At 40.2% G+C, this 20401-nt stretch carries 17 protein-coding genes; 10 read left to right on the plus strand and 7 right to left on the minus strand.

Going from position 1 to position 20401, the window contains the following annotated elements:
* The first annotated feature begins 124 nt into the window (after nt 1-124).
* Nucleotides 125-1006 carry an Npun_R2479 family HD domain-containing metalloprotein gene (locus tag FD724_RS26210; protein WP_012409034.1) on the plus strand — a complete coding sequence of 294 codons (882 nt, stop codon included), beginning with the start codon at nt 125-127 and terminating at the stop codon, nt 1004-1006.
* A gap of 106 nt (nt 1007-1112) precedes the next feature.
* Nucleotides 1113-2228 (plus strand): ABC transporter permease, encoded by a 1116-nt coding sequence (locus FD724_RS26215; RefSeq protein WP_179074611.1) that lies wholly within the window; start codon nt 1113-1115, stop codon nt 2226-2228.
* A gap of 242 nt (nt 2229-2470) precedes the next feature.
* On the opposite strand, the gene FD724_RS26220 is transcribed toward FD724_RS26215, so the two are convergent.
* Both FD724_RS26220 and FD724_RS26225 read right to left on the minus strand, forming a co-directional pair.
* Entirely contained in the window at nt 2471-5074 is a 2604-nt protein-coding gene (locus FD724_RS26220) for an ATP-binding protein (RefSeq protein WP_179074612.1), read from the minus strand.
* Nucleotides 5075-5364: 290 nt separating this feature from the next.
* Nucleotides 5365-6465 carry an ATP-binding protein gene (locus FD724_RS26225; protein ID WP_179074613.1) on the minus strand — a complete coding sequence of 367 codons (1101 nt, stop codon included), beginning with the start codon at nt 6463-6465 and terminating at the stop codon, nt 5365-5367.
* A gap of 198 nt (nt 6466-6663) precedes the next feature.
* On the opposite strand from FD724_RS26225, the gene FD724_RS26230 reads away from it, so the two are divergent.
* Nucleotides 6664-7005, plus strand: coding sequence for a hypothetical protein (locus FD724_RS26230; RefSeq protein ID WP_179074614.1), 342 nt, complete (start codon nt 6664-6666; stop codon nt 7003-7005).
* Between the two features lie 120 nt (nt 7006-7125).
* On the opposite strand, the gene FD724_RS26235 is transcribed toward FD724_RS26230, so the two are convergent.
* Together FD724_RS26235 and FD724_RS26240 are read right to left on the minus strand one after the other, a co-directional pair.
* A complete protein-coding gene (locus FD724_RS26235; RefSeq protein WP_179074615.1) occupies nt 7126-8151 on the minus strand; it encodes an ABC transporter permease in 1026 nt (341 codons plus the stop codon).
* 221 nt (nt 8152-8372) lie between these two features.
* Nucleotides 8373-10025: an ABC transporter substrate-binding protein gene (locus FD724_RS26240; protein WP_179074616.1), complete on the minus strand. Its 1653-nt coding sequence runs from the start codon at nt 10023-10025 to the stop codon at nt 8373-8375.
* A gap of 280 nt (nt 10026-10305) precedes the next feature.
* Between FD724_RS26240 and FD724_RS26245 the strand changes: the two genes are divergently transcribed.
* A complete protein-coding gene (locus tag FD724_RS26245) occupies nt 10306-11196 on the plus strand; it encodes a hypothetical protein (protein WP_179074617.1) in 891 nt (296 codons plus the stop codon).
* A 43-nt stretch (nt 11197-11239) separates the two neighbouring features.
* Here the strand turns inward: FD724_RS26245 and FD724_RS26250 are convergent, their stop codons facing one another.
* Nucleotides 11240-12115, minus strand: coding sequence for a DNA adenine methylase (locus FD724_RS26250; protein ID WP_179074618.1), 876 nt, complete (start codon nt 12113-12115; stop codon nt 11240-11242).
* Between the two features lie 282 nt (nt 12116-12397).
* Here FD724_RS26250 and FD724_RS26255 point away from each other — a divergent pair, with 282 nt between their 5' ends.
* The 6 genes from FD724_RS26255 to FD724_RS26280 all read left to right on the plus strand — a co-directional run bounded on the left by FD724_RS26255 (nt 12398) and on the right by FD724_RS26280 (nt 18146).
* Nucleotides 12398-12724: a hypothetical protein gene (locus tag FD724_RS26255; RefSeq protein WP_179074619.1), complete on the plus strand. Its 327-nt coding sequence runs from the start codon at nt 12398-12400 to the stop codon at nt 12722-12724.
* Between the two features lie 515 nt (nt 12725-13239).
* Nucleotides 13240-14769 carry a photosystem II chlorophyll-binding protein CP47 gene (gene psbB, locus FD724_RS26260; RefSeq protein ID WP_114081688.1) on the plus strand — a complete coding sequence of 510 codons (1530 nt, stop codon included), beginning with the start codon at nt 13240-13242 and terminating at the stop codon, nt 14767-14769.
* Nucleotides 14770-14880: 111 nt separating this feature from the next.
* A complete protein-coding gene (locus tag FD724_RS26265) occupies nt 14881-14988 on the plus strand; it encodes a photosystem II reaction center protein T (protein ID WP_012409025.1) in 108 nt (35 codons plus the stop codon).
* Between the two features lie 297 nt (nt 14989-15285).
* Nucleotides 15286-16413: a 30S ribosomal protein S1 gene (locus FD724_RS26270; RefSeq protein WP_179074620.1), complete on the plus strand. Its 1128-nt coding sequence runs from the start codon at nt 15286-15288 to the stop codon at nt 16411-16413.
* A 153-nt stretch (nt 16414-16566) separates the two neighbouring features.
* Nucleotides 16567-17301 (plus strand): HAD family hydrolase, encoded by a 735-nt coding sequence (locus FD724_RS26275; protein ID WP_114081686.1) that lies wholly within the window; start codon nt 16567-16569, stop codon nt 17299-17301.
* Between the two features lie 254 nt (nt 17302-17555).
* On the plus strand, nt 17556-18146 hold the full coding sequence (locus FD724_RS26280; RefSeq protein ID WP_179074621.1) for a Uma2 family endonuclease: 591 nt from the start codon (nt 17556-17558) through the stop codon (nt 18144-18146).
* A 71-nt stretch (nt 18147-18217) separates the two neighbouring features.
* Here the strand turns inward: FD724_RS26280 and FD724_RS26285 are convergent, their stop codons facing one another.
* Nucleotides 18218-18646 (minus strand): hypothetical protein, encoded by a 429-nt coding sequence (locus tag FD724_RS26285; protein ID WP_179074622.1) that lies wholly within the window; start codon nt 18644-18646, stop codon nt 18218-18220.
* Nucleotides 18647-18671: 25 nt separating this feature from the next.
* A complete protein-coding gene (locus FD724_RS26290) occupies nt 18672-20390 on the minus strand; it encodes a GUN4 domain-containing protein (RefSeq protein ID WP_179074623.1) in 1719 nt (572 codons plus the stop codon).
* Between the last annotated feature and the right edge of the window lie 11 nt (nt 20391-20401).

Below are 20401 nucleotides of genomic sequence, written 5' to 3' on the forward strand. Positions count from 1 at the left end.
TACACTCACGCTCATTTCTCACTTGTGAGAAATCCAGGTAAATTCCAGCCAGGGCGATCCTGATAGTGGAATTTTGAAATCAATCAAATCAATAAATAATTGGTATTTACCAGAGTCACCAGATATGTTCAATGCCACTGAAATTTTAATTGATGCCTTTGTAAATGAAATTAGAGAAGGCTACCGTCGCACTTATGGCTGCTTCAAAAATGATTATCAGGACATTATCGCCTGGGCTGGTAACATGGCTTTGGAAAATATTGCCAATAGCGATGCCCTTTATCACAATGTTGAACACACTGTCCTTGTCACCCTTGTGGGGCAAGAAATATTACGTGGCAAACACATCAGAGAAGGCGGTGTTTCCAGTGAAGACTGGTTGCATTGTATTATTTCCTTAGTGAGCCATGATATTGGCTACGTTAAGGGAGTTTGCCGACTAGACCAAGAAGCAGTAGGCTTATATTCCACAGGTAAAAATGGCAAAATGGTTTCTGTAGCTCCTGGCGCTTCTGATGCCAGTCTCACGCCATATCATGTTGATAGAGCCAAGCTTTTTATTGATGAGCGTTTTGGAGGCCACAAGTTAATAGATGCTGAGGCAATTAAGAGCAATATTGAACTGACACGATTTCCCGTGCCTGCGGCAGAAGATCATCAAGATACAAAGTGCTTTGCTGGTTTAGTCCGGGCTGCTGATTTGATTGGTCAACTAAGCGACCCACGTTACCTGAAGAAAATTACTTCTTTATTTTACGAGTTTGAAGAAACTGGTGTAAATAAAGTTTTAGGCTATAAAACCCCTGCCGATTTACGGAATAACTACGCTAAGTTTTACTGGAATGGTGTCTATCCCTATATCCAAGAAGGGCTGCATTACCTATCATTGACACAACAGGGCAAACAAATTCTTGCTAATCTCTACTCAAACGTGTTTGTTGTAGAACACGAAAAACAACAGCAAGAACAGCAGAAGTATTTAGAGAAGTTAGGAGTGGGGAGTTGAGAGTTAGGAGTTAAAAGTTAGGAGTTAATAATTATTAATCATGAGTTATGAATTAAGATAAAACTTTAATAACTCATAAACTCATAACTTATAACTCCTAACTACTATGGATTGGTGGCGACGACTAAAGAAAAATCCTTTGGCACAATTTGGGGCGATTTTGCTGTTAATTTTCTACATAGCAGTAATTGCAGCAGATTTCGTGGCTCCTTATGACCCTTATGCCTCACAGCCTAATGGTTCACTGCTGCCACCAACTCAGATACACTGGGTTTCTCAATCAGGACAGTTTATCGGGCCCCATGTTTATCCCACAACTCAGGGAGACACAAATTTAGAAACAGGCGATCGCCAACTCATTGTAGACTTCAAAAAGCCATCACCTGTGCGTCTATTTGTTTCCGGGCCAGAATACCGATTGTTGCAGATGAGTTTGCCACTACCACCCAAGTGGGATGAAGTCACAATTTTTCCTGGTATTCCCTTAAATTGGCATTTATTTGGCACAACAACTGACGCAAAAGTCAATATCTTGGGCACTGATGACCAAAGCCGCGACCAATTTAGTCGCCTCTTACATGGCGGTCGCATCAGTCTGTTTATCGGGATTTTTGGCATTATCATTACCTATCCCCTCGGTTTGCTCATCGGTGGAATTTCGGGCTATTTCGGCGGTGTGACTGATAGCATCATTATGCGCTTGGCAGAAGTGCTAATGACTTTCCCTAGTATTTATCTTTTGGTGACTTTGGGCGCAGTCTTACCAGCGGGTTTAAGTAGTACCCAGCGCTTTTTGCTGATTGTGGTGATTACTTCGGTTATTAGCTGGGCTGGTTTAGCACGAGTCATTCGAGGACAAGTACTATCACTTAAAGAACGAGAATTTGTCCAAGCATCACGCGCGATGGGCGCAAACCCACTTTATATAATCCTTCGCCACGTCTTGCCGCAAACGGCTAGTTATGTAGTTATCTCTGCTACTCTTGCAATCCCCAGCTTTATTGGTGCAGAGGCAATACTAAGTCTCATCGGCTTGGGAATTCAACAACCAGACCCCTCTTGGGGCAATATGCTTTCTCTGGCTAGCAATGCTTCCATTTTGGTACTGCAACCTTGGTTAATTTGGCCGCCGGCTGTGTTGATTATTCTCACAGTGCTAGCATTCAACTTACTCGGTGATGGGTTGAGAGATGCACTCGACCCTCGGAGTTTAAGAAGATAAGCGTTTAGAATAGGAAATGCGATCGCCGAAATAGCAAATGCGAACCCCGAAGTAACAAATGCGAACTCCGAAATAACAAATGCGATCGCCGAAATAGCAAATGCGAACGCTAAAGTAACAAATGCGATCGCTGAAATAGCAAATGCGATCGCCAAAGTAACAAATGCGAACTCCGAAGTAACAAATGCGAACTCCGAAGTAACAAATGCGAACTCCGATGTAACAAATGCGATCGCTCTACTCTACTGCTGTAAAACCCAACGGCGAAAAAGTTCTACCATAATCCGCCAGTTTCCCTGAATTTCCTCAACTACATCATGACGCTTCAGAGTATTCAGCGCTTCCTGTAAATCAGCGTCGTTCATACCTGTAGACTGAGCTAAGGCATCCAGACTTATCCCCTCTGGGTGAGGTGCAAGTACTCGTACAATTGCTTGTTGACCCTCAGCACCCCGCGCCGCCTGACCCCAAACCCCATCAAAGTAGTAGCGTCCCCGCTTGAAAAACTCAGGGTCATTAATAACTGCTTCCACATCTTCTACTGTGAAAACTGGGTCACGCGATCGCCCTTGCTCAAAAACAAAGTCATTGTAGCCGCGTACTAGCTGGAAACCCAGCAGTTGCACTAAATATGGCTGGCCGTATGTCAAAGCATAAATTTCATCTAAAGCTTCCGGCATATAGTCGAGAGGGAAGTCTTCATTACCTGGGTTAGCTAAAATTTGGCGAGTAGCTGCACGTTCTTGAAAGCCTACATGAATAGGAATGACGCTGGCAAAGAAGGGTTGAAAATAATCTGCTGTCATCTCCTCTAAAGTGTGCAAACCAGCAAATGCAAAGGCGATTTTAGAACTCATTTGCACTAAACCCCGCAGAAAACCCATAAAGTCGATAGGGATTTTTTTCGCCTCTATTAAATCTTCAATTTTCTCAAACTCGTCTAAGGCAATGATTAACCCACCCTCTAGCTTTGCTTCCACCTGTTTTAAATAGCGTTCAAAAGTCCGGTAGGGAAGATTTAGTAAATCAGTGTCAGCTGGTGGTGGAAGTTTTACAGTTTGAGAAATTTCATCACAAATTGCCATTAGCACTTCACCCACACCTTGGGGGCTATCTCCCAAACGTAGCAAGTTGACATAAGCTAGCTGTATTTGTGAGCCTAAACAGTTAGCAGCGTTAACCAGAATAGAGGTTTTACCCATCCGCCTGTGACCGTAGAGAACTACAGACTGAAGTTGATTACCCATGACCCAGAGTTCTTCTAACTGTCTGATAATATCTTCTCGCCCAATAAAGAGATGACCTTGAACCGGGTCGCCTACAACATAAGGATTAACCACAGGCTTGGTGATGGAAATCTCTCCCACTTCACCAGCGATTTGTAAAAGGCTTTTTTGCCAAGTTTGAGCGATATCTATAATTAACCCTTGCTCTGCTTGCGGCAAGGTGTCGGCTTGATTTAGGATTTTTGTCAGTTCGCCTAATGCTCGATTGAGAGCTAAAGACCTGGCTGAACGTGAGACACTGCGATTAATAAACTGGACATCCTCAACAACTCTACGCAGATTAGCAAGGACTTTCCAAGTAATTGGACGTAAAAGCGGTTCCTGGGGAAAAGGAGGAACTTGGATAGCAGCAATAGAGGCTGGTTTTTTAGCTTTGTGAAACAGCGCTAGAGTTTGAGCAAGGGTATACATTTCCTCGCCATAGAGAAGAGAATGCACTACAGCAAAAGCAATACAGGCTTTTGCTGGTTCTTTTTCATGCAGATGCCAGAAACCAGCAGCAGCACGGGCAGGAGTACTTGACTTTGGCGTTTGATCTAAAGAAACTGAAGCCAAATGTACTATATTCCAATCAAAAGGATTTGCTACTAGACGAGAGACATTCCAAATAATTTGCTCTGAGGGGATTTTGGCAAGTACTCTATTGACTGCTTGCACAACAGGAATGAATTGTAGAGTATATGCCAGCAATTCATTAGTATTATGTAAACCTATTTCCCAATCATTTTGCAACCAATTTTGCAAGCGCCAGACAAGATTAGGAAGGGGAAGCGGGGTGATGCGGGGGAGTAGCCAACTACTGTTTTGGATGATTCGCAAGTTTAAAAGTGAGCCAATAAGCCAGGTTTCTGGACGCAGTACCGCCACGCTGAACGCCACGCTGAACGCCACGCCTCCCGCTACGCCTCCCGCCACACTTTCCCCCGCCACGCCTCCCACGCCCAACGCCACGCCCAACGCCACGCCTCCCACGCCCAACGCCACGCCTCCCACGCCCAACGCCACGCCCAACGCCACGCCGAACGCCACGCCTTCCAAGCCTCCCACGCCCAACGCCACGCCCAACACCACGCCCAACGCTACGCCTCCCACGCCTAACGCTATGCTGAACGCCACACCTACCGCCACACCTACCGCCACACCTAGCGCAACGCCTACCGCAACGCCTAGCGCAACGCCTACCGCAACGCCTAACGCCACGCTGAACGCCACGCCTACCGCCACGCTGAACGCCACGCCTACCGCCACGCCGAACCAGTCAACGGGAATGTTTATTGCCTGAAAAATTAAACCTATAGCTAAAGGTGTAATTACTGTTAAAACTAATCCTTGAAAAAGTAACTGACGTTGGATAGCATTTTGACGCAATAACTCCCATCCCTTCCGCCAATTCATTTCCTCTTCAGGAATATACCCACCCCCGAATGTATCCACATACCACCGTAAAGCTTGCGGAAAGAAAAACACCCAATACAAAAGGCGCAGATAATCTAAAGGGTTCCACAGCGAGAGGGGACGCTTCAACTTGGGCGCTAAGTCTAGGCGGGGTACAGGGTTCATTATTCAACCTCCATTATTCTTAATGAATGAAGAACCTAACCCCCCAGCCCCTTCCAGGGAAGGTGGAATAAGAGTAATCTTGCTCTCCTCCACTTGTAGGCTACCGTGTACGCACAAATCGTAGTTACTTTGAGATCCGGGTTTTACCCCCCTTAATCCCCCCTTGTAAAGGGGGGAAACAAGAAAATCTAGTTCCCTCCCCTTTCCAAGGGGAGGGTTAGGGTGGGGTAATTCGATAACTTGTGTGTACACCGTAGCCCCTTGTAGGGGAGAGATAAAAGCGGTGTCATTCATTGCAAACTCTCCACATACTGCGAATAAGTTCGATAACACAATTGCATCAGTTTGCGAGGATGTCCGCCACTTTCTTGGATGAGTTGGATGATTTCATCTTCAGTAAAACTCACAGAAGTTCTAGCCAAACGGTTGGTAATAAAAGCACGCATAGTAAATTCATCCCAAGGATGAATGTGTTCCTCTTGGCAAATACCTGCCAACGGAGAAGTATTACCTTGCTCCTGACTATCGTTAAAAAGGTTATTCAGGGGTTCGGTGGCAGCTAAAATCAGCTTCAACGGAGCATTACTTCCTTCGGCTAAACCGCGCAAATAATCCCTTATGTTACGAGTAAAACCTTCGCTTGTAAGCTTTCCTACATTGTCTATAGCCAGTAGTATTTTACAACTTCGCAAATTGCGGGTTAACTGATAGTCTTTACTGTCAGGTATACCGATCTCGTGGCACAATTCACTATAAAATTGGCTTTCATTATGAAGTAAATTCAGGTCTAAGAAAACTGGCTGACGTTCACTTTTGAGAAAGTTTTTCGCCTGTTGGTTAATCATCCATAGCAGCGAAGATTTGCCAATTCCCTCTTCCCCAATTAAAACGATACTACTACCGCTATTTAGTACCTCAAATATTCGTCGGATTTCGCGCTCTCGGTCAAAAAATAGATACTTTTCTTCTACTCTGCCACTAAAAGGAATGAAGGGATTTTGATTTAGCTCAGATACAGTATTATTACTTAACTCTGAAGAAGTAGTATAATTTGGTTTTGGCGCAGTGATATAAGATAGTTTTTTATTAGGGTAATTAAAATTTTTATCAAAAAAGTTTTCAAGTTCTTCCCTAAAATTCCTTTTATCAAAGTCGTCTATATTTAAAACTTTCTTAATTTTATCAATTAATTTTTTACCTATTTCTCTAAAATACTGTTCTGTATATGGTTTGCCAGTAGGTTTATATATTTTACAAGTCATATCGCCATAATCCATACCTTGCCAACTTAGTAGAAAAACTTTTTCTTCTAACTTGCTCAGTAATACTACTTTTCCTTTCCTCTCCTCAAATATTTGCCTAATAGATTCTAATGCTTCTTCAGCTTCCATTTAACCTGATTGAGTTGGTAGAATAAAGTTAACACTTAGATATAAGTTTATTATTTTACAGCAAAACCTACATAATCCTACGTCTATGTAGATATTCTTTGTATTTATGACCTAATCCTACGTTTACCTACATCCTACGTATAACTATGGACTACAGGCGAATATAGAGACATCGAAACAACAGAGGAGTGCAAAACGATGTCTACTTACTATCCTGGAAATGAAAATTTAGCTGCACAGCAACAGCCAATAGTTCAATCTCTAGATGTTCTCAGTCAGTCAAACAATACAGAACAACTTCTCGATATCGCTGAAAATATTACTGCTGCCTTAAGCAAATCAGATACAGTGGAATTAGTTCAAGCTGGGGGTCAGACAGCAGAAAATATTTTTAAGGTCTTAGTCCAATATGGTGGTAAACCAGTTGCAATTATCCTGGCTACTGCTGTTCTGATTGCAGCTACTTCTATACCCATATTAGCTGTAAAAGTATCTCTGGGTCAGATAACTCAAATCGATAATATTTCACAGACAAAATGATAGTTTTGTGTTGGGTTTTGCTTTGCTTAACCCAACCAACATTTTACTGTTCATTTAATACAAAAGGGCGGACAAGATGCCCACCCCACAAGAAGGTTAGAAAGAATTAAGAACTTTTTGCTAATATCGAATTCGCGGATCTACATAAGCATTTAAAATATCAATCAGAATGCTGGCACTGACAACGATCGCACCAAAAAAGACCAACACTCCCTGGACTGTGGGATAATCGCGATCGGCGATCGCTTGATACAGTCGATTCGCTAACCCAGGCCAAGAAAATGTCACCTCTGTCAAAATCGCCCCACCTAACAGAGATGCAAAAGTTAATCCCAACACTGTAATTACTGGGATTAGAGCATTCTTTAAGGCATGGGAGGCTAAAATCTTATTTTCACCAATACCTCTAGCTCTAGCGGCTTCTACATAATCTGCTTGCAAGGTTTGCTTTAAATTCACTCGCACAATTCGCTCAAAAATCCCACTCAGCAAAATTCCCAAAGTCAGACTCGGTAGGGCGAGATGGTGCAAAGATGTGAAAAACTGGGTGAGATTTCCACCGAGTAAGCTATCAATTGTATACAACCCAGTCACGGTAGTGGGAGCCGGAAGATTAGGCGGAAAGCGGTTGGAATTGGGAAACCAACCCAGTTGGACTGAGAAAATCAACTGCAAAAGCATTCCCGCCCAAAACATGGGGAGTGCGTAGGTGATAATCCCAAACAAGCGCCCACCAATATCAAAATATGTTCCAGGACGAGAAGCTGAAAGAGTCCCAACCGCAATTCCGACGATGAGTGCAACCGCCATACTACAAACTGCTAACTCCACTGTCGCCGGGAAATATTGCCCAATTATGTCCCAAACATTTTGTCCGCGACTCATTAGAGACGTTCCCAAGTCAAAGCGCAGTATGCTTCCCAAATAATTTAGGTACTGTAGCCACAAAGGAAAGTTTAAACCTAGTTGTTTTCGCAATTCTTCTTTGGCAGCTTCTGGCGCACGTCCACCAAGAATTGCATCTGCGGGATCTCCTGGTGTTGCTCTTAATAAGAGAAAGACAATGGTGATAATTGTTAATAGCTGAAGTGGTGCGAGAAGCAACCGAGAAACTATGTAATATTGTAAAGCTTTAGAGCGAGACATATTTTAGTTATTTGTTATTTGTCATTTACTATTTGTCATTTGTCATTTGTCATTTGTCATTTGTTTAGAAACCTTGATTTTGCAGAAGGGAAATTCGTGAATTGCCCTTACTGCGTGTAGTTTTGCGTAAGTCCTAACTTTCCTGAAAAACTCCAAATTTCAAAATAGACAAGATTTAACTCTTTACTAATGACTAATGACCAATGACTAATGACTAATGACTACTTTTTAATTGTCTGGTAAACCAGAATTTGGGTTGGGTTAAGTTGTACGCTATTCACACCTTTTTGAGCAAATACATAGTCTTTGCTTTGCCATAAAGGAACATAAGGTACATCAGCAGTTACTTGCTTTTGAATTTCTGCAAAAATTTTCTGACGTGCTTCGGGATTTAGTTCTTTGCGTTGTTGATCGATCAGTTTATTCATCGCTTCGTTATAGTAGAACGAACCCTGAGTTTGACTGCCTCCATCTTCACATCCTTTAGCAACTGAACCTTTGTCACAAGACAAAAACGGCTGGACGTAATTATCTGGATCTAAAAAGTCTGGATACCAATCAAGTAAAGCTCCTGGATATAATCCTTTGGCAATGTCTTTAAAAAATGTCGGCCCTTCAGCAGGGGTAACTTCAAATTGCAGAATTCCATCCATTTTGGCATCCACAAGAGATTTGAGCGTCTGTGCTGCCAAGCTACGAGTAGGTGAACTAGAAGGATACCAAATTTGGACTTTTGCGGGATTTTCTTTGGAGAAACCAGCAGTAGTTAACAATTTTTTAGCTTGATCAAAGTTAGCATCGCCATAAGCATCTTTGAATAATGGCACAGAAACATTAAATGTTGTGGGAATCATGCTATAAAGCGGATCTGCTTGACCAAGTAAGGCTCGCTCATTTAAGAGTGGACGGTCAATTATTGACGCGATCGCTTGTCTAACTTCTAATTTATCTAAAGGCTGCTGATTCCGGTTCAATACCAGATAGCTTACTACACTACCTTCAGCTGCGATCGCTTGCCAATCCCCTTTTTTACCACCTTCTTCTAAGCTCCGATTTTGATCTGGCTGTAGTGACAGATAAGCCACATCTACAGCGCCTGTACGGAAAGCATTAAACAAATTAACCGGACTAGTTTGAATTTGGAGGTTAACACCTTTGTTAGCTGGTTTTTCTCCCCAATATTTATCAAACGTATCAAATCTTATTGAATCAGTACCATACTGCGCCAACTTGTAAGGGCCAGTTCCCACAAAAATATTCGGCTTAAATTTACCAGCACCGAGTTCGTAAGCTTTTGGCGAAACTGCACATACCCCAGGAAACGCCAACAGTGAAGGAAAGGCTGCAAAAGGCTTTTTCAGCTTAATGGTTAACTCATACTCACTTGTACTTTTTACCGAATCTACTATATCACCTAGTAAGAATGAAGGTTTTCCTTTATTTTGAATAAAGCGGTTGATGGTAAACGCCATTGCTTCGGCGTTGAAAGGAGTCCCATCGTGAAAAACCACTCCCTGACGTAAGGGGATGGTATAAGTTAAGGCATCTTGACTGACTTTAGGTAATGCTGTTGCAAGCTGGGGCTTAATTTCCGTGCTTCCTGGTTCGTAGGTGTAGAGGCGATCGCTCATATTAAACACCAAACCCAAGGATGCTAACTCATAAGCATCAGCCGGATCAAGGGTTCTCGGCTTTGCTGTTGTACCTATAGTAATACGACCATCACCTGTAGGGCTATTTACAGAACCCGATGGTGGCGTAGAAGGCTGTGGACGAGGAGCGCAACTAACAACTAAAAATAAACATAGACAGAACAAAGATAGGAATTGTGTAATCCGACCCCACCGTTGCACGGACAAGGAAAACCAGGTCATACAGTTAAATTTCATGTAATGAGAAGTCAGTGATTATACTATATATTTGCTAATTTTATAGAAAATTTTACAATTAATTACTACTCTAGATAGTTTTTATAGAGGATTTTGCTAATATATATAAATTTATGTGTATTCAGGATGATTAAGTAAAAATACTTTAAAGCCTATAGTATATAGAAGGTTAGTATGTATAAATTTACTACTGTCTTTATATTAAAAAAATAGCTAAAGCCCTGGTAATAAGTGTAGATGAGTTATTAAGAGGTATTACTTAAAAGTGCTTCAAGAACAACAAGAAGAGAAATGGATAAATGATATTCGGAAATATTGCCAATCATTAAATATATCAATTAATGATTTATACAAAATTGTAACTGATTTAAAAGTGTCTCCAATGATTCGTGGCAAAGCATTTGAATTTTCTACATACGCTAGATTAAAGCAAATTTTGCCTGGCGAAAAATGGATGGTAACAAAGCCTATGATGAATGCACAAACTGGAACACATGATATTGATATAAAATTGGAACATAAAGACACGCGGAAAATAATATCTATTGAGTGTAAGTTAGCTAAAAAAGGAGATTTTAAAGTACTAAAACAGAATAAAAGTGGTCTTGGTCAGAAAGGTGATTATTTGATACCTGTTAAGTGTATGCGTTCACGAACTACTAAGAGTAATGATAAAGCCTTAGCAGCAGCAAACAAATTTAATGTTTCTCTTGATGCTTTTATTACACATAGCGACCAATATCGTACATCTAGTTTTCATGTTGTTGCTACATCTATTGGCAATGCTTTTTATGAAACAGGTGAAGATGAAGAGGCAAACATATCATATAGATTTAGTCCTACTCAGGAAGGAATGGAATTTATAAAAAAGCTAAATCCTCCTCATCTTACCGAAGCATTTATACAAGAATTTGTTTACAACAAAGTTTATCTTGCTAGTTCTTTTGATATAGTTGTCTCACACGAAACAGGGATTATTTGTGGAAGAAAAAAATGCCTAGACAAGTCTAATTGTGGTTTTATACCTAACTATCCAGTTATTAATTTTGGCAATGTTCAAAATTTAGAATCAACAGAAGTTCCCTATCCAAAAAATAAATGGATAGAAATAGAAAAATGCGAAGCTTTCTTTGAAGAATTACTTCTAAAGCTTTAGACTATTACTAACCAATTTATATTGATTATTGATATACAATTATTCAAACTTTTAAAACTAACTGTTCATAATTTTGAGAAGTAGAGTCAAAAGAAGAGTAGTTTAATATAAAAATTTCTTTCCCCTTATATCGTTCGCCTTTAAAATTATCTTGTTTACTCTTTCCATTCTTTTGATCGTCGGTTCTATTAATTGTATAGTTCCATTCTTTGTCGTGTATTTCTAATGCCCATTCATATAGATTTCTAATTTCTTCGCTATTATCGTAAGTTATAAGAAATTTTATTCTCTCCTTATGTCTGTTTAATATTTGGCAGAGCCTTAAATGATCGTCTTTAGAAAATGAATGAGCATAAAATTTATCTTGATCCGCATTGAAATAAGGAGGATCAATAAATAAAAAAGCTCCATTAGGTACAGATTCGATAACTTCTTCAAAGTCAAGATTAGTAATTTTAACATTTTGAAGTTTCTCCGAAGTTCGACGTATGTTTCTGGGCCAATTCTCTGGACGCATACTGTATTTATCACCATATCCCCAATAACAGTTTTGATGCTTCATAATCCCAGAGTAGGAGGTTCTATTAAGGTAAAACCATCTACCAGCTTGTTCTAATTTATTTTGTGGGATAAATTGATTTTTGTAATATGTATGTCTTTCTTTAGTAGCTGATTCCCCTGCTAAAAATTTTATTAATTCTTCTGGTTGATCTCGAATTATTAATAAGGTATTTATTAATAATTCATCAATATCATTGAGCCAGTTAATATTAACTTTATCTTTTACAAAAAAAATAGAACCACCCCCAGCAAAAGGTTCAGCATAATAGGAGTGAGAAGGAATATGATTAAGAATCAAATTGCGGGCATAAAATTTGCCACCAGGATATCTAAATGGTGAGTTTATAGCCTTGTTCATAATTACCTAAATTATATACGTTATTTGTTAACTATATTATACATAAAAATTTGTTGTCAACTTGCAAAAACAAAATTAGTAACTTAAAAATTAAATATTATTAATTTATTTTTTGTACTGAAGTTAAATTATAAATAGCTATTTATTTTATTAAAGCGTAGAGAATAAACTAAAGTAACCTTAAATAGTCTTAATTTAAAATATCATTATTTATACATAATTAACAAATAATATACGATATCGTAAACAGCAGATTGAAAGTTTAATAGTGAGACTAAGATCGTGAAGTATTTCTTTCTATCTGAGGGATGGGCAGTTGCTAGAGTCTGGGCATCTGATGGACTCTGGCAAGTAACTGCATGGCGGCGGCAACCAGATATTCAGCGAATGAATATTTGTTTAGTGGAAGAAAACGAATTGCTATGGCTTTATCGAGTTGAAGAAGCCATTTTAACCGTAGAAGTGAAACCGACAATACCAGTCACAGCTGGTACTACCATAGGTCAAGTAGTACTCAAGCGTTTGATGAGTGCTGAACAGGTAATTGAACGCTTAAACACAGCTGAGGCGAAATGCCAACTGCAAAATATCCAGTTGGTGGTTCAGTAGGATTGGCATTGGGCATTGGGCATTGGGTATTGAACATGAAAAAGAGACAAGGGAGACAAGGAAGAGGGGGGAGACAAGAGAGAGACTTGTTCAATAATTTCCCCTTGTCCCCCTTGTCCTCCTGCCTCCCTTCTCCCTACCCCCTTGCTCCCCTTAATAAAGTTAAATGATAAGTAAATTTAATCTCCAAGAGGGATTGGTAGCGAAAAAACTTTGAGATGCTACGCGATCGCATCAATTTACACGCTTGCAAACAATTCCATCAATAGTTACACTTTTTAAAACATTCTCATTTTTTGCTTGGCGGTGGCTACCCTACAAGGTAAACCTCCCGAAGCGAGTAAGCATTGTCAAAGCACCCACGCTGTCTAACTTATAAGACTAACTGTGGTAGTACTCTGGCTCTGGCAATAACAAAAAACAAGAGAGAGTTTTCTGAGTGGCGAATTTCGTTCCTTAGAATCTCAGTAAGAAAATTGCTTTGTAAACTAACTCATCGAGGAGGAGCGTAGTCGATGGGACTACCCTGGTACCGAGTACATACAGTCGTTCTGAATGATCCAGGGCGGCTGATTTCTGTACACCTGATGCACACAGCCTTAGTAGCAGGCTGGGCTGGTTCGATGGCACTCTACGAACTGGCTGTTTATGACCCTAGCGATCCAATTCTCAATCCGATGTGGCGGCAAGGGATGTTCGTCCTGCCCTTCATGTCGCGTTTGGGCGTTACCCAATCTTGGGGTGGTTGGAACGTTACTGGTGGCCCAGCAAGTGATCCTGGCTTTTGGTCATTTGAAGGCGTTGCTGCGGCTCACATTGTTCTTTCCGGTCTTTTATTCCTAGCTGCCGTATGGCATTGGGTTTACTGGGATTTGGAACTCTTTAGAGATCCCCGCACTGGTGAACCTGCTCTAGACTTGCCAAAAATGTTTGGCATTCACCTGTTCTTATCTGGTCTACTTTGTTTTGGTTTTGGTGCTTTTCACGTCACCGGACTATTTGGGCCGGGGATATGGGTTTCTGACGCTTATGGTATAACTGGGGCTGCCCAGGGAGTAGCACCGGAATGGGGCCCAGATGGTTTTAACCCATATAACCCTGGTGGCATTGCGGCTCACCACATTGCTGCTGGTGTTGTTGGTATTATTGCAGGGTTATTCCACCTCACAGTTAGACCCCCCGAACGGCTCTACAAAGCCCTACGGATGGGGAACATTGAAACAGTACTTTCTAGCAGTATTGCAGCAGTCTTCTTTGCTGCCTTCGTTGTTGCTGGTACTATGTGGTACGGAAACGCTGCCACTCCCATCGAATTGTTTGGCCCTACCCGTTACCAATGGGATCAAGGCTACTTCCGTCAAGAAATTCAGCGCCGCGTCCAAACTGACGTTGCTCAAGGTGCAACCCTTGACCAAGCTTGGTCGCAGATTCCTGAAAAACTGGCTTTCTATGATTACGTCGGTAATAGCCCCGCTAAAGGCGGTCTATTCCGTACAGGGCCGATGGTGAAGGGTGATGGTATTGCCCAATCTTGGCAAGGTCACGCCGTATTCAAAGATTCTGAAGGACGGGAATTGACCGTGCGTCGTCTCCCCAACTTCTTTGAAACCTTCCCAGTAATTTTGACCGATGCTGATGGAATTATCCGCGCTGACATTCCTTTCCGTCGGGCAGAATCAAAGTATAGCTTCGAGCAATCTGGTGTCACCGTCAGCTTCTATGGTGGCGATCTGAATGGTAAAACCTTTACAGAACCAGCTGATGTGAAGAAGTATGCTCGGAAAGCTCAAGGTGGCGAAATCTTTGAATTTGATCGCGAAACCTTGAACTCTGATGGTGTATTCCGCACCAGTCCTAGAGGTTGGTTTACCTTTGGACACGCTGTATTTGCTTTGCTGTTCTTCTTTGGTCATCTCTGGCATGGCTCTCGGACAATCTACCGAGACGTATTTGCCGGTGTTGATGCGGATCTAGAAGAGCAAGTTGAGTGGGGGCTGTTCCAGAAAGTGGGTGACAAGTCAACCCGCCGGAAGGAAGCTCTCTAATTTAAGTACTGAGTTCTGAGTGCTGAGTTCCGAGTTAAGGCTCTGACTCAGCATTCGGTGACTCAATACTCAGAACTTTAATTACTGGCTGGATAGGCAGGAATTCATAATATGGAAAGCGTTGCGTACATCTTGATTTTTACTCTGTGTATAGGTACTATCTTTTTTGCGATCGCATTTCGCGAACCCCCTCGCTTTGAGAAACCAAAAGATAAGTAGATCCTAATTACCAGACCTTTAGCTGATTTAAAGAAGTTAGTATCCGTTGCTACTAATTGTAGGGGCAACGGATATTATTGTGTTTGTCCTTTGTTAATTTTAAATACTAAGTAAATAACCAATCATTTTTATATTGTGATATAATTTCCAATCTTGGGAGTAGATATGTGTTAATACTAGCTTTTCTGCGCTAGGATGAAAAAGGATGTTAGGTGTAAACTGCCATAGAACTGCTTACATAGTACATCGCGCTTGTCGCACAACCTTTACGGAGACTAGAACCAGGAACAAATCAGCATGGTCAATCAGAATTTAACCGCTACAGAAATTGGATTCACTCACGAAGATTTCGCTGCTCTACTTGACAAATACGATTATCATTTTAGCCCTGGCGATGTTGTGCCAGGAACAGTTTTCAGTATAGAGCCGCGCGGCGCTCTGATTGACATTGGTGCTAAAACCGCAGCATATATTCCTATACAAGAAATGTCTATTAACCGGGTGGATAGCCCGGAAGAAGTCTTACAGTCAAACGAAACGCGTGAGTTTTTCATCCTTACCGATGAAAACGAAGATGGTCAATTAACCCTTTCCATTCGCCGTATTGAATATATGCGGGCTTGGGAACGTGTGCGACAGCTGCAAGCAGAAGATGCCACTGTCCGTTCTGGCGTGTTTGCAACCAATCGCGGTGGTGCATTGGTAAGGATTGAAGGATTACGTGGCTTTATCCCAGGTTCTCACATCAGTACTCGCAAACCTAAAGAAGAATTGGTAGGCGAAGAACTGCCATTGAAATTCCTAGAGGTGGATGAAGAACGTAACCGCTTAGTTCTATCTCATCGTCGGGCGTTGGTTGAACGCAAGATGAACCGCCTAGAAGTCGGGGAAGTAGTAATTGGTACAGTTCGTGGTATCAAACCCTACGGTGCTTTCATCGACATTGGTGGTGTAAGTGGTCTACTACACATTTCTGAGATTTCCCACGAACATATTGATACGCCTCATAGCGTGTTCAATGTCAATGATGAAGTGAAAGTGATGATCATTGACTTGGATGCAGAAAGGGGTCGCATTTCCCTATCTACCAAGCAGCTAGAACCCGAACCCGGCGACATGATTAAAAACCGGGATTTGGTTTACGATAAGGCAGAAGAAATGGCTGCTAAATATCGTGAACAACTGTTAGCCAAGCAACAAGGTGCTACTGCTGCGCCTGCTGCACCTGCTGATGTTTTAGCAGAAGAAGATATTCCACCAGCAACAGAAATTGAAGACGAGATCCCACCAGCAGCAGAACTAGAAGAAGAAATTCCACCAGCAGCAGAAATTGAGGAAGTAACCCCAGTAGTTGCGGAAGTTCAAGAAGAGATTCCAGCAGCCACGGAAACTGAAGAAGAAATTCCAGCAGCTATTGAAGAATAATACATTTTATAGTTTTACTTGTTTTTAAGTAAGAGTATTAAATCATTGTATAAAGAGGGAAAAACCCTCTTTTTTTATGTGGAAAATTAGGAACAGTTAGGGGTTAGGAATAAAAACTCATAACTTCTGACTAAATAAGTGGGGTGAAATATTGTGGCAACTATTAAATGTAGAAAAATCACTTTTGATAATATTCAGGCAATTTTGTTTGACAAAAACGGTACTCTAGAAGATTCAGAAACGTATTTGCGATCGCTCGCACAAAAGGCAACAAGATTAATAGATGCTCAAATCCCTGGAACTGGGGAACCCCTATTAATGGCATTTGGCATCAATGGCAATCTTCTAGATCCGGCAGGCTTAATATCGGTAGCGAGTCGCCGCGAAACAGAAGTTGCGGCTGCGGCATATATTGCCGAAACAGGGAAAGGATGGTTTGAGTCCTTAAAAATAGCCCGTCAAGCTTTGGATGAAGCAGAAAAATACATCGAACAAACTCCTTCACCGCTATTTGTGGGTAGCTTAGACTTGTTGAAATACTTACGCAAAGGAGGCTTAAAACTCGGTATCCTCTCAGCGGCAACAACCGATGAAGTAAATAAGTTTGTAGCGCATCACCAATTAAGCGATTATATCCAGTTAAAAATGGGAGTAGATGAGGGACCGAGCAAACCAGATCCAGTCCTATTTTTGCAAGCTTGCGAAGCATTGGGAGTTGAACCAGGTGCTACCTTGATGGTAGGTGATGCAGTTGGCGATATGCAAATGGCACGTAATGCTAAAGCCGCAGGTTGTATTGGTATCACTTGGGTGGGTAAGTCAGATAATGTCCGAGGTGCAGATGTGGTGATTAATCAACTTGATGAAATCCAGATTTTAGAAGATTAGCAGCCTTAACAAGTAGAATTCGCAGAGGTTACGGGCACACAAACAAGAGTTACACCGATTTGGGCTAAGGTTAAATCAAGAGTCTGAAACCCGCCTGCGCGGGTTTTGACTTTATAGATGCGGTTTAGTTTATAACAGCCGATTTTAGGTTAAGTTGACTAAAGCGAAATATCTTGCTGATATCATACTATTTTTCTTAAGTCAAGGAAAACAGGCTAAAATATTAATTACTTTTCACAATTGCGAAACAAGCCATGCAAAACACAGAAACGACGTTAAGGCTTCGCCTGTGGACAGTTGAAGAATACCATCGGATGGCTGAGGCTGGGATTTTTGGTGCAAATGAACGAGTAGAACTCCTAGAAGGAAAGATTATTTGGATGATTGCTAAAGGGACAGCCCATCGTTCAGCAGTGGGGAGAACAGATAGATTACTGCAAAATAGTTTGAGAAATCGGGCTTGGGTATGTATTCAAGACCCAGTAAAGTTAAACGCACGATCTGAACCAGAACCGGATATAGCTGTCGTTAAAGTAGATCCACTAGACTACGCAGACCACCATCCCACTCCAAAAGAAGTTTATCTGATTATTGAAGTAGCAGATAGCAGCCTGAAACTAGACTGCGAAATCAAAGCTAAAGCCTACTCGCAAGCGGGAATTACAGATTATTGGGTGTTAGATGTGGTTAGTCGTCAATTGCACGTCTTTCGAGAACCAACTCAGGATGGCTATCAAAATGAAGTGATTTTGGCAGAAGATGCGACTATTTCACCTTTAGAGTTTCCTGATTTGAGCATTACGGTTTTAGAAATGTTACCGCCCGTAATTGTGATTGGATCTTAGTTGAGAGTTAATTTTATCAAAAAAAACGTATTTAAGCCCGCTGTACCCATCTCCAAAGTAGCAAAATAAAGTTATTTTCTAATATTAATATTATTTATTTTTGTCCCAATAATTGATTGTTCTTTATCCTTAATTAAAAATTTAGAACTATTAATTCTCATAACTTCATAATTTTCTACCATAAGTACCGAACTTAAAGTAGCTATCATATCTGCAATGGATATCTTAAAAACTAGTGGTATCCTTAAGTTCAAAAAGGATTTTGGCATAGTTTTAACATTTAAATATAATTTTTTTTGACTTACGTACCATACCCCAGTAAATTTATTCCCTGTTATAAGTTCTTTCGGTTTAGAGAAAAGCAATGTTTGAACCGTGGTTTGTTCATAAGTCATATCATCTTTAAATTCAATAGTAACTTTTTCGGAAGACGTATCAAAACGCCATTTTCCAAAAAGTAAAATTTCTATTTCTATATCAGAATGCTTACTATTACTCATGTTTATCCTCAAATTAGCTTTAGCTCTAATTTTTCCTATTCTTAATAAATGTGCGATTATCACATAAGGAAGTTTCGTGACAAGTTTTTATACGAGAAAAGAATAAATGCATCTGCCAAACTAACCAAGACTTGACCCGCCAAGCTCCCATTGAAAGGTGTTCTGTAGATGATTTTGGGGATAAGTCAAAACTATGTTGATCGTAGTGTAACCATTGAGCTGGCAAGTGTCCCATCGGTGTCATAGGGGACAATTTAAAAGTTAGTTGCTCATAGTCTAACCAGTTTCCCTCTGTTCGCCAACCAAGGCGATCGCCAAGTCTTTTTTCTGTTTCGTAATCTACCTGGCCACCCATTTCGCTCCAGATAGTTTGCTGAACAGTAAAGCCGAAATAGCCATAACTATATTGATCCCAAAGTTGATCGATAGTGTGAAGGTCTTGACAAGAAAAGTTATCAATATCTTCTTTATAAACTTCATTCCAATAATTTTTACTCATGACTTTTAGCATTATTTTAGTGGTTTCAATATCAGCCTCTTTCCAATGATGTTGTGCTAAGAGATACCGCAATTGGGTATAATCAATACCTTTATTGCTGGGAAATGTTTTTGGCAACGTAACATTGTTATTAGTCAGTCCTATCAATCCTGTTTCTTCAACAGGAGATAGAGAATCTGTAGAGACAAAATTTACTTCTGCTATATCTAGCGCTTTTCTTTGATCTGTTAGTTGCGTGGATATATAGTTAGATATTAAATCAATGCCCTTATCTAAAAAGACACCATTTTCGCTCAAATCAAAATTATGGATTTGCCAATCTAATAATTGAGATTGAATAAAAGCATCTTTTAATCTGGCTTTTTTCTCATAACTTGTCACCATAAAATCGAGAAAACTTTCAGAAATAGCCTCGTTTTTTTCCAGGTTAAATAAGTTTGATTGATGCTTTAAAATATTATCTCCTAAATTTTTAATATCTCCAACAGTTGCATAAAAATATTCATCTACCTTTATGACTTCATCTATTAAAGATTGAAAGGGACTAAAGTATTCTTGTAAAGAATTTTCAAGGTTGATTGCAGTGTGGGCAATTTTAGCTATTTCTTGACGAATTTTATGGGCTTTTCTTTGATATTCGTAAATCTCTTGATATACTTCTAAATCTTTTACTATTTGTTGAACAACTTCTTTTTGATTTTTTGTATCTTCTGCAAGATTTTTAATCCCTTCACCAAGCAATTTTATTTTTTCTAGCATTAAGAAATAAGCATTACTCAATAGCAAAACTGCTTTGAGATTTTCTTGCTTTTCCCATGTTAGCTCATCAAGTATTTTCGGATTGTTATGATTTTTTAGCTCTAATTTACTTCTTTCGTCTTCTAAGGTTTTTATAGCCAAATATTTTTGTTTAAATAATTCTTTTAAGTCATCCGCAAGATTTAATAAAAAATTATGATAATTATCCTTATAATTTTCTAAAAAATCAATAATATGACTGTAATCTTTAATAAATAATTGGATTTCCTCAAAAACTTCTCCTTGGCTAATTTCTTCTTTTCGCTTAATTATCCCGCCAAGTTGATGACTATATCGAACGCCTTCTTTAATTAATCTTTGACGTTCTCTAATTTTTTTTTGAACTATTTTTACAGCATTATTTTTTAGAACTGGTAATTGATAGGTTCTTTCATAAATGGAAATAGTCTTGTAAGTAATTAGTTGTCTTTGCTGTCTAGTTAGCATGACCTTGATTT

Origin of the sequence: Nostoc sp. C057, from assembly GCF_013393925.1 — a bacterium.
Taxonomy (GTDB): domain Bacteria; phylum Cyanobacteriota; class Cyanobacteriia; order Cyanobacteriales; family Nostocaceae; genus Nostoc; species Nostoc muscorum_A.